Raw genomic sequence first — 11692 nt, 5'->3', positions numbered from 1 at the left:
ACAATAACTATAAATAAAAAACGATTCGAACCGTTGTCCCAATTCTAATTGTATTGCGCTAATAATTGTAGAAAATTTTAAAGTATTATGTCAAAAATTGATATTCTCAATTATATCATAACAATTCATTTAAAGTTCAAAATATTACAGTTTGATTACGTACATATTACTCTCTAGATCATATATGAACATTCTTACCTCCTGTCCCTTAAGTAGTTCGTTTGAAAAAATGACATCTTGACAATCGGTCCAATAACACCTCGTTCTGAAACAATTGATACTTTCTCAAATACAAGTCTTTCAGCGGCATTTCAGGTAGACCTTTTAAAAGCACAGCTGTTTTTGCTCTTCTACAGACGATATTACGCATTTTTATGTTACGGAAGGTCGGTGTTTTTTCAGAAATCTCTTCGGCGATTACTTCATCGTCAGCTCGTTCACAGTACATATGGAATACAATTGCATCACCTTTTATATTAATCATTCTTATTTTGTCAATGAAAATGAGAAGAATCTATTTACAGTTTCGTAGACTTACTAAATTTGGTCACGTTGAAATGCATTAGTATTGTCATATATTCCATCTCCAACTGCTCCGAAATCAGTAATATAAAAACTCCTACTTGGAATTTCAGGTAATATGATGTTTAATCCTTTTTTCATTATAGGCATATGAGGAACCTCCCTTTTTAGTTGAGATAATCACGCAATTGAATATTCTGTTCTTTTATTCCTTCAATCACGAGCTTTGCGTACCGTATGTCTTTCTTCATCACTTTTTGAATCATTATGCCCAAACTGAATGAGTAAGTAATCTCCTGCTTGAATACGTTTAGCTATATTCGCTAATCTTCCCTCATGAAAAAAACTTTTTGAACTCCTACCTGAAGCTGCTTCGTTATGAACTTTTACCCCCTCACTCATGAAGCTCTCAAGCATTTGCCCCCAACCTGCTCTAGGTGACTTTGTCTCATCGTAATAGGACATAGTTGAATCACCTGCCAAATAAACGTTTATACGTGACATAATTTCCCTCCGCAAAAAATCGTAGTGTCTGATTATTGATTATAAATTTAAGGATAAGTTACGTATATAATCATTTAATTAGGTCATCTCAACCAATTGGCAACACTTGCATTTCGGTAGAATAATCAACATTTAAGATGTTAAATAAATCCATCAAATCATTTAAATAAAGGTGACTGGGATAAATAGCCCTTTGAGTCACCTGCTATAGAAGGTCAGTTGTATTCTCATTCGGTTTGTATCCGAGTTCCTTTTTTGCATTTGCCATATCCCATGGTTTTCCTGGATTATCCGATACACCGTAATAAGTCCCAAACTTGATATCTGCTTCAAGAGCAGCTGTAAACAAATCAATAAGATCTGTATCTGTCAATAATGTCTTTTTAAGTCGAGGATTTTCTTCCATAACTTCTTTAGAGATCTCTTTTGGAACAGACCCAATCCGAATGTTAATAACAGATAAATTTTTCTCGTTTGAAAAAAGAGAACCAACTTGTTCAGAGGCAAACTTCAACACGCCGTATAAGCCTTTTGAGCAAGGGTAGTCCCCTACATTGATCTCCCGTCCAAGGAGGGAATTTCCTTCTTCTTCATAACAATCAGTCACATGATTCGTACTAGCAAAAATGACTTTTGGGATTTTCTTTTTCTTAGCAGTAAATAATATGTAGTACGTAGCTTTCAAAAAAATTTCTGTCATTTTTTCAAACGTTTCTACGTCTTCAAGAGCATGTTTTGTATTTGTATTCAGCAAATTAATGAGCACATCCGCTTTTGGTACTTTTGCAATAAGGTCTTGCAAATTCGTTGCATCAACTTGAATGAACTTAGCTTGGTTATTTTGATTTTCATTTCGGTCAAGCACAACGACCTTATGCTTTTCTAATAGACCGTTTGTTAGTATGTTTCCTACTGTACCCGCCCCACCTATAATGACTATCTTTTTCATGAGTGGTTGAACTTCCTTTCCCTTAAAAAGTCAAATTACACTATTGATTATATTTCACTTCATTTCATCTAAATATGTACTTCTAACCAATTGAAAAGCCCTCACATCAAACTGATTGTTTGAAAGAGGACTTTTGCTTATAATTTATTTAATTTGAAAATATTGATTGGCATTATGATAACAAATATTTTCTATCATCGTTCCTAATAATTGATAATCGCGTGGAGCTTCGCCATTTTCAACCCATTCTCCAACTAAATCACAAAGCACTCTTCTGAAATACTCGTGTCTTGGATAGGAAAGAAAACTTCTTGAATCTGTCAACATCCCAACAAAGCTACTTAATAGTCCGATGTTTGCAAGATCGGTCATTTGTCGTCTCATTCCTTCTTTTTGATCGTTATACCACCACCCTGAACCAAATTGCATTTTGCCGTTTATTCCACTAGATTGGAAGTTTCCAATCGCTGTTGCAAGGACATAATTGTCATTTGGATTTAGATTGTAAAGAATTGTTTTCGGGAGTTCATTCTCTTTATCTAGCGCATTCAAAAATCCATTCAGTGGTCTTGCCACTTCTAGATCATGAATTGAATCAAATCCTGTATCGGCACCAAGTGTTGCGAACATACGTTGATTATTGTTTCGTATTGCACCAATGTGCAATTGCATCGCCCAACCTAGTGAATGATACAGTCTTCCCAAGAACAACATTGTAAATGTTTTGTATTTCATCTCCTCTGATTTTGAAATGGACTCTCCGGTTTTTACTTTTTGAAAGATTTTTGAAGCTTCTTCAAATGTACATTCTTCAAATGGGACCGTTTCAATTCCGTGGTCAGAAATACGACAACCATTTTCATGGAAATAATTTGCGCGATTTTCAATGGCAGCAAGTAAGTCTTCATACGTTTCAATCTCGATATCAGCAGCTTCTGCCAACTTTGCTATATACTGATTAAACTCAGGTCTTCCAATTTCAACAGCTTTATCCGGACGAAATGCAGGTAGAACCTTAGTTTGAACAGCATCATTTTGTAAAATCGACTGATGGTGCTCTAGTGTATCAACTGGATCATCTGTCGTGCAAATCGCATTGACTTGAAACTTTTCAATAATCTTTTGTGTTGTAAGTTCTCCGCTTTGAAGAAGTGTATTGCAATGAACCCAAATGTCATCAGCTGTATATTCATTCAGCAGAACGTCAACACCAAAATATCTTTTCAACTCTAAATGAGTCCAATGATAAAGAGGGTTACCTATCGTATGGGGAACAGCTTTAGCCCATTGCTGGAATTTCTCTCTGTCATCACTATCACCCGTTATATATTTTTCGTCTATGCCTAGAGTTCTCATTGCTCTCCATTTGTAATGATCACCGTGAAGCCAGATTTCTGATAGATTTGTAAACGCTTTATTTTCTGCGATTTCTTTTGGACTTATGTGACAATGATAATCGTAAATCGGCATATTCTTTGCATAATCATGATAAAGTACTTTCGCAGCATCATTTCGTAACAAAAAATCCTCATGAATAAATGGTTTTGTTATAGATTTCGTCATAGATAGTCCTCCCTTAATATGAGACCTTTTATAACAACGTTGTTATTTATCGGTAAGTAAAAGTCTCTTTAAATTCTTGCTATAGATTCTATTCTACTGGAATCTCATTATTCCTTCAATATTTTTTTGGAATATTCAAATACCCGAAAGATTTAGATATTCGGGTATTCGTTATCTTTACATTTATTACTTCAAATCTTCCATTTTCACAAAATCCATATCTGTAAACGTGTAATTCTCACCGGCCATCGCCCAAATGAATGTATAATTGTTTGTTCCTACTCCTGAATGAATCGACCATGGTGGAGAAAGGACTGCATCTTCATTTTTCACAACAATATGACGTGTTTCATTTGGTTCTCCCATAAAATGGAACACACGTGACTCTTCATCCATATCAAAGTACAGGTAAACTTCCATTCGACGATCATGAACATGTGCAGGCATCGTGTTCCACATATTATTCGGTTCAAGTAATGTCATTCCCATCATTAATTGACAACTTTGAAGACCATCCGCATGAACGTATTTATAAATGGTACGGTTATTAGATTCACTATCTGATCCTAATTTTGTTGGCTCTGCGTCTGCGATAGGCAATACCTTTGTCGGATACTCTTTATGTGCGTTTGTGGAAACTAAGTAAAAGCGAGCTGGGTTAGACGGGTCCACACTGTGGAATGTAACCTCTTTTTTTCCAAGACCGACATACAAACAATCACGTTTGTTCAACTCAAACTCTTCACCATCAACTACAACCTTCCCTTTAGGTCCAATATTGACGATTCCAATTTCTCTTCTTTCAAGAAAATAATCAGTTTTTAATGCATCACCTGCATCCAATGTAAGAGCTTGACTTGTCGGGATCGCCCCCCCAACAACAACACGATCATAATGTGAATAGACCATGTTAATTTCACCTGATACAAACAAGGACTCAATTAAAAATTCGTTTCTCAATTTCTCTGTCGTATATTGTTTACTATCAACTGGGTTTGTTGCGTGTCTAATTTCCATTTTTATTTCCCCTCCCTATCATCCTATGAATTAAATTACGAGCTCATCCATCCACCATCAACACATAATACATGACCATTAACATAACTAGAAGCTTCTGACGCTAGGAATACTACTGGCCCTTTAAGGTCTTCTGGCTTTCCCCATTCTCCTTTTGGAATACGAGACGTAATGTATGCATTTCTTTCTTCACTTGCACGCAACGCTTCTGTGTTATCTGTTTCCATATACCCAGGAGCGATAGCGTTTACATTTATTCCTCTACTAACCCACTCATTTGCTAATGCCTTCGTTATACCCGCTACAGCGTGTTTACTCGCTGTATAGGCCGGCACTCGAAGTCCACCTTGGAAGGACAGCATGGAAGCAATGTTAATAATCTTACCTGAACCATTTTCTAGCATATGATTTCCTACTTCTCTACACAATTGGAATACTGAGTTTAAATTAACATTAATCACCGCATTCCAATCTTCGTCTGAAAAATGCTCTGCCGCGTTTCGTCTAATAATCCCTGCATTGTTTACTAGAATATCAATCTTCCCAGTTTCTCTCACCGCATCCAACACTAATTGTTTTGCTGCACCTGACTGGGATAAGTCTGCTTTTATCTCGTAAAACTTACGATCACATGCCTCTATTTGCTTTCTTGTTTCACTCATATCACTAATACCTGCACCGATCACATCAGCACCTGCCTCAGCAAGCCCAACAGCCATGCCTTGACCAAGTCCACGACTTGCTCCGGTAACTAAAGCAACTTTTCCATCTAATCTAAAAGGCAATTGTGTCATCATCGCACCTCCCCTTTTGTTCACCTCATGCGCCTTTTATGTTCGTTTTAGTTCGTTATAGTTTGATTATAGCATTGTAAATAATGGATAGCAACATTCTTTTAATAGAATGATTCATAAAAACGTCTGAAGTGAACTAGGTAAAATCAAACTATTTCGAGTCCTTTGTTCGCCTTTATTCAGTGTTGAGAGCTTCCTTGCTTCCGGTTTCCCCCTAATAATTGCGGAACCAAATATAACACTATACAGTTTCCTACTACTTTTTTGAACATACACTTAAAGTAATAGAAATCGACTTTTCTTTCAGCACCTTCAAAATATGCTTATCCAACAAGTCATCAGTAATCACTTCATCCACATCATCCAACGTAGCAAATTGAATCAAACCTACTTTTTCAAACTTGGTAGAGTCTGCAAGAAGAGTAACGCGATCTGCACACCCAATAATCTGTCTTTTCCACTCCACATGAAAACTATTTAATACCGTTAAACCATGCTCAACCGAGACACCTGTTGCCCCAAAAAACAACCGATTCACACGTATACGTTTTAATAAGTCTGACGCTTCTACACCAAATAAAGACGAGGATGTCCCCATTCTTGATCCTCCCAGTACCATCAACTGAACCTTTTCCTTGTTAAGTAATTCATTTGCAATTTTGATATCATTAGTAATGACCGTTACAGGAAAATCACCTAATAAACTTGCAATTTGTAGAGTAGTGCTCCCACCATCCAATAAAATTGTATCTTGATCATTAATAAGTTTGATTGCCTTTTTAGCAATCGCTACCTTTCTTTCGTTGTTGCTCAATTGCCTTTCATTAATTGGAAAAATCCGATCTTCTTCCTCTAGCAATACCGCACCACCATGGATCCTTTTCAGGAGACCCTTTTTCTCTAAAGATTCTAAATCAATTCTGATTGTTTTTTCTGTAACACCTAAATTTATACTTAGTTCAGAAACCTTCACAACTTTACTTTTATCTAACTCATCTAAGATCTTTTCATAACGTTCTACTGAGAGCATAAGAAATTCCTCCAAGTGGACTTTGATAACTGTCTATATAATTCATTATCAAACTCAAACGAACATTTGTAAACCTATATTTTTTATTCCATACAAAAAACCGAATGAATATAGACATAGTCCTTCATTCGGCTAATGAATTTAATTAAGGAAGAGCAATCCATTTAGCTCCTAACATATTTGTTATAAATATATAACAAAGTAAATCTCTCTCTTAAATTATGAGCCTCTTTTACACTTTCCTCCAATAGAGGTTGCTCAATTGCTAATTCTTCATAGGTTGTCTTCCCACCAACTAGGTCAATCATTTCTTTTACTTGATGCGAATCGATCATCTGCCCAATGAGATTTGTAATTTCCACTTCATTTTCTAGTACTTTATTCTTTAATGATTGATTGGTTGATTCTTTGTTTCCTTTAGCATAGTCGACGATTGCAAACACGAATTCCTTATATAAATCAGCAATAATTTGTGTTGAAACTCCCACTTTTGCACCATGTAATATTTGTTTCCTATTCGTACGCAAAAGTTCCATTTCCCAGTAGTGCGACAAATGATGTTCTGCACCCGATGCAGGGTGTGAGCGACCAAAAAGTAACATCGCTAATCCAGAATTTATTAATGCTTCCATCAGTATTTTTATACCTTCTTCAGTTAATGTAGAGATCCTCTCTACATTATTAATACATGTGTGCAACGCATCCTCAGTCATTCTATACACCAACGGACAAAACGGCTCATCCCCAATGATATGCCCAAAGCGCCAGTCAACCAATGAGGTTACTTTTCCTAGGACATCCCCAAATCCTGCAGCTATCATATCCCGTGGTGCTTGTACTAATATATTCATATCAGCAAAGACCGCGATTGGAGCATGCGTTTGAAATGTCGTTTTTACTCCGTTTATAACAACAGGTGCTCCCATTGAATTAAACCCATCAACTGATGGCGCAGTCGGAACTGAAATAAATGGTTTATCCATTTTATAGCTTACCATTCTTGTAATATCATGAATGGTACCTGATCCCACAGCAAGTAACACATCTGTTTGCTTCGGTACCTCTAATAGTACTTGACCAATTGATGTTTCATTAGCTACGACATCATTTTGATCGTCCACTCTCACAATCGAAACGGTTGAATGAATGGTTCCGGCCTCTAGTAAACTTTGTAACTTTTCACCTGCAACTTTATACGTAATTTCATCAGCTACAATCACGACGTGGTGAAGCTGTTTTGATATTACATAAGAAACGGCATCCTCCAATGCTCCCTTTTTTATCTCAACCCTATCAATGGTTAATTCGTAGTGCCGATTTCCACAATGACACTGTTTTGCTTGGTTTGAAAACTTAATGAAACTCTTATTCATAAAATTCCTCCGTTCATTATTATCAATGACGAGACCATCATTCAATTTATTTAGAAAAAACGACCATTACCTTAATCTAGTAGGTACGGTCGCATGTATCTATTCACTTTCGAGTTCTTTTGTTGAGTTCCTTATGACCAGTTCAGGTTCATAAATGACCGATTCTAGATTTTTCATTTCTACTTTACTTTCAATTAAATCAACAATCATTTGAGCCGCCCTTTCACCCATATCATTTTTCGGGTGATTGACCGTTGTTAATTTCACTTCAGATGCTAGCGCTAAAAACGAATTATCATAACCGACAATCGATATATCTTCTGGCACATTCAGCTTTCTCTCTCTTAAAACATCCAATAACTTGATTGCTAGTTCGTCATTATAACAAACTAATCCTGTCGGAAACTCCGTTTGTGCTGATAGCAAATTAGCTAACTCCTTTATTGGTTTTGTATCTTTCTCCTCCGAATTATAACTAATAATATTCGTTGGATTGATGGGAATGTTACTTGCTCGATGTGCCTTCACATACCCTTTCATTCGTTTCACACCTTGAAGATCATCTGTTTTAAAGAAGCCTATAATGTTTTTATGGCCCTTCTTTATTAAATGATCAGTCTGAAGAAATCCACCTTTTTCGTCATTCAGTACTAAACAAACCGGCTCAAGTTCATCATAGAACGCATTCATCATAATATAGGGGACTTGCAAACGTTCAAGGTTAAAATAATAGTTAATGTTCGGATTGGAATAAGCACTTTTTGTTGGTTCTATGATTAATCCATCAACTGGTTGCGAAATGATCGTTTCTAAAATACGTTTCTCATTTTCAATCGTATTGTTTGTACTATACAATACGACTTGATACCCACGTTCACTTAAGTAAGACTCAGCGCCTCGAATAATCGTTGGGAAAATATAATTTGAAATATAGGTCGTAATGATCGCAATCGTTTTCGTACTTTTTTGAATGATTGCTTCAGGCTTATTTCGAACGGCACAAAACGTTCCAGCTCCTTGTTCACGATACAACCAGCCTTCATTCACTAATTCTCCTATTGCTACACGTATCGTATGACGACTTACGCCAAACTCTTTCATAAGCTCATTTTCAGAACTAATCTTTTGATGCGGAACATAGGAACCATCTAAAATTTTCGACTTTATCTCTTGCTTCACTTTTCCATATTTTGTCACATTCACAAACCTCGATTCTACTCACCCTCTTATACGTACATGTTATCAAAAATAATACATTTCGGCAAAATCAACTGCGTATAGTAGGGATGTTAAAAAGGGGAATCACCCCTTTTTAACTAGATCTTATTTACAATCTACGGGCAATATCATTCCATTTTAATTCATTTTGAAACGTCATTACATTCGTTGACTCATTAATAAAAACACATTCAACATCGGCCATAATTGACCAATCAAATAATTGTTGAGCAAACTTCTAGCATATAAGATGGAGATCCCTAGCTTTTTAAGCTAAGAATGTGTATTTAGTTGACCTGCTGTATGTTTCTCCCTGTTTTAAAATAACAGTTGGAAAGTGCGGATGATTTATCGCATCAGGAAGACCTTGTGTTTCTAAACAAAGACCTAAATAATTAGATGCATTTACACCTCGTATCTTATAATTGCTGCCGATCATATTTCCTGTATAAAGCACAACACATGGTTCATTTGTTTCAATGATTAGTGATCTTCCACTTGTACGGTCTTTTAATTGAATTTCCTTATTATAATTCTCATCTAATAAAAATGGGTGATCATATCCATTGCTAGCTAGTCGGTTTTGCCTATGTCGTGATTCAATCCCGTCTACTATTTCTCTACCATTTTGGAAATCGAATACGGTGTTCTCTACATCAACCATCTCACCAGTTGGAATGAGATCATCACCTAACGCTAAGTACTGGTGGCTTTTCATCGTTAACACGTGATCAGTTATCGTCGTTTTTAAATCCCCACTTAAATTAAAATATGTATGGTTTGTTACGTTTAAGAGTGTATCTTGATCCGAAACTCCATCATATGAAATCGTTAGTTCATTTTCGTTATTCAACAAATACGTTACTTTCATATCAACAGTTCCTGGGTACCCCTCTTCTCCATCTGGACTACGATAATTGAACTTTAAACCTACCTCATCTTCTCGTTCAATGATTTGCGTATTCCAAATCACTTTATCAAATCCAACATTTCCACCATGAAGGTGGTTTTTCCCATCGTTTTGAGGAAGAGTGTACGATTTCCCATTTAACTCAAACTCACCCTTATTGATTCTACCAGCAACACGTCCAATAACTGCTCCAAAGTATGGCGAGTGTTCTTGATATTCTCCTAAGCTATCGAAGCCAAGAACTACATTTTCTAAATTTCCATCTTTATCTGGCGCAATTATTTTCGTGATAATGCACCCATAGTCAAGTGCCGTAACTTGAAAACCTTGATTATTCATTAAAGTATAAGCGTTTACATTAGTTCCTTGAAGCTGACCAAATGGTTCTTTCGTTATGCGCATAAATAAAACTCCTTTTCGTCCGAATGATTTTATAACTCAAAAGAGAGATAATACTCATTTTGAATTAAAACATGCTAAAACTATAAAGCTTGTACGCATGAGTTACATCAATTATAAAAAAAATGTTCTGACTAAGCAAAAGGTTTTTGGTGTTTTGAGATTTATTATCTTCTATTAATATCAAAAGCTGTTAAGCAAATTGCCCAACAGCTAGATAAACTCCTTTTAGATTTTACATAGATCTCTAAGATTTCTTTTTATTAATAATATCAAAAGCAACTGCGGCTAGTAGAACCAAGCCTTTAATTGCTTGTTGCCAGTCAATTCCTAGCCCTAAAATGGACATCCCATTATTCATTACTCCCATGACAAGACCACCAACAACAGCTCCAATTACCGTTCCGACCCCACCATAAGCCGATGCACCACCGATAAAGACCGCTGCAATCGCATCTAGTTCAAATAGATTCCCTGCTCTTGGGGTTGCTGCATTTAAACGCGCTGCAAAAATAAGTCCAGACAAAGCAGACAAAACACCCATGTTAACAAATACACCAAATGTAACTTGCTTTGTTTTCACACCTGAAAGAGAAGCTGCTTTTAAGTTTCCACCAACTGCATAAATATGCCGACCAATAATCGTCTTTTTCATAATAAAAGTATAAGCTGCAATAATAACAAATAAAATAATTAGGATGTTAGGTATCCCTCTATAAGTTGCTAGAACATACGTGAATAAGTTAATAACCACAAAAATCGCTATTAGTTTTGCAAAAAATAAGCCTTTCGGAAGAACGTCAAATTGATATTTCACTTGATTGTTTCTTGTTCTTATTTCCATTGCAATCAAGATAAGTGAGATAAATAGACCGATAACAATCGAGAAGATATGAAGACTGTCTCCACCAAAAAGGTCAGGGAGAAATCCATTACTAATTTTTTGGAATGATTCAGGGTAAGGTGCAATGGACTGTCCCTTTAACACAACTAGTGTTAGACCTCTAAATAAAAGCATTCCTGCAAGCGTAACAATAAACGCTGGTATTCCGACATAAGCAACCCAAAATCCTTGCCATGCTCCAATTAAAGCTCCAATTGACAAACAAATGATCACAGCAAGCACAGGGTTCATCTGCATATTAACCATGAAGATTGCAGAGATCGCCCCTACAAAGGCCGCTATCGATCCCACTGATAAGTCAATATGACCCGTGATAATAACAAGAACCATTCCAACTGCAAGTACTAAGATGTAACTATTTTGCAAGATGAGATTGGTGATGTTTAATGGTTTTAACAATGTCCCATTTGTAAGAATTTGGAACAAAATAACTATTAGTAGTAATGCAATAATCATACTATATTGTCTCATATTATTTTTTAATAGTTTATTTAGTGTATTCATTGTAA

12 protein-coding genes are annotated in these 11692 nt (G+C 36.0%); all 12 read right to left on the bottom strand.

Annotation, left to right across the window (positions count from 1 at the left end; translation table 11 throughout):
- Window positions 1–208: 208 nt before the first annotated feature.
- Entirely contained in the window at window positions 209–484 is a 276-nt protein-coding gene (locus SLH51_RS05975; RefSeq protein ID WP_335959898.1) for a hypothetical protein, read from the bottom strand.
- Window positions 485–537: 53 nt separating this feature from the next.
- Complete coding sequence (locus tag SLH51_RS05970; RefSeq protein ID WP_335959896.1) at window positions 538–672, bottom strand: hypothetical protein; 135 nt, start codon at window positions 670–672, stop codon at window positions 538–540.
- A gap of 63 nt (window positions 673–735) precedes the next feature.
- On the bottom strand, window positions 736–1026 hold the full coding sequence (locus SLH51_RS05965; RefSeq protein WP_335959895.1) for an SGNH/GDSL hydrolase family protein: 291 nt from the start codon (window positions 1024–1026) through the stop codon (window positions 736–738).
- Window positions 1027–1231: 205 nt separating this feature from the next.
- Window positions 1232–1975 (bottom strand): NAD-dependent epimerase/dehydratase family protein, encoded by a 744-nt coding sequence (locus SLH51_RS05960; protein WP_335959893.1) that lies wholly within the window; start codon window positions 1973–1975, stop codon window positions 1232–1234.
- A 144-nt stretch (window positions 1976–2119) separates the two neighbouring features.
- On the bottom strand, window positions 2120–3538 hold the full coding sequence (gene uxaC, locus SLH51_RS05955; protein WP_335959891.1) for a glucuronate isomerase: 1419 nt from the start codon (window positions 3536–3538) through the stop codon (window positions 2120–2122).
- A gap of 186 nt (window positions 3539–3724) precedes the next feature.
- Window positions 3725–4555 carry a 5-dehydro-4-deoxy-D-glucuronate isomerase gene (gene kduI, locus SLH51_RS05950; RefSeq protein ID WP_335959889.1) on the bottom strand — a complete coding sequence of 277 codons (831 nt, stop codon included), beginning with the start codon at window positions 4553–4555 and terminating at the stop codon, window positions 3725–3727.
- A gap of 35 nt (window positions 4556–4590) precedes the next feature.
- A complete protein-coding gene (gene kduD / locus SLH51_RS05945) occupies window positions 4591–5352 on the bottom strand; it encodes a 2-dehydro-3-deoxy-D-gluconate 5-dehydrogenase KduD (protein ID WP_335959887.1) in 762 nt (253 codons plus the stop codon).
- 253 nt (window positions 5353–5605) lie between these two features.
- The gene (locus SLH51_RS05940) at window positions 5606–6379 is read right to left on the bottom strand and encodes a DeoR/GlpR family DNA-binding transcription regulator (RefSeq protein ID WP_335959885.1); all 774 of its coding nucleotides are present in this window, start codon (window positions 6377–6379) and stop codon (window positions 5606–5608) included.
- 164 nt (window positions 6380–6543) lie between these two features.
- Window positions 6544–7752, bottom strand: a complete 1209-nt coding sequence (locus SLH51_RS05935) for a sn-glycerol-1-phosphate dehydrogenase (RefSeq protein ID WP_335959883.1) — start codon at window positions 7750–7752, stop codon at window positions 6544–6546.
- Between the two features lie 99 nt (window positions 7753–7851).
- Window positions 7852–8955 carry a GntR family transcriptional regulator gene (locus tag SLH51_RS05930; RefSeq protein WP_335959881.1) on the bottom strand — a complete coding sequence of 368 codons (1104 nt, stop codon included), beginning with the start codon at window positions 8953–8955 and terminating at the stop codon, window positions 7852–7854.
- A 283-nt stretch (window positions 8956–9238) separates the two neighbouring features.
- Window positions 9239–10282: an aldose epimerase family protein gene (locus SLH51_RS05925; protein ID WP_335959879.1), complete on the bottom strand. Its 1044-nt coding sequence runs from the start codon at window positions 10280–10282 to the stop codon at window positions 9239–9241.
- A 244-nt stretch (window positions 10283–10526) separates the two neighbouring features.
- Complete coding sequence (gene mmsB, locus SLH51_RS05920) at window positions 10527–11687, bottom strand: multiple monosaccharide ABC transporter permease (protein WP_335959878.1); 1161 nt, start codon at window positions 11685–11687, stop codon at window positions 10527–10529.
- Window positions 11688–11692 lie beyond the last annotated feature (5 nt).

Source organism: Halalkalibacter kiskunsagensis (assembly GCF_037027555.1).
Classification (GTDB): Bacteria; Bacillota; Bacilli; order Bacillales; family Bacillaceae_D; genus Halalkalibacter; species Halalkalibacter kiskunsagensis.
Note: the sequence above shows the minus strand (reverse complement) of the source record. Positions and strands in the feature narration are given on the sequence as shown.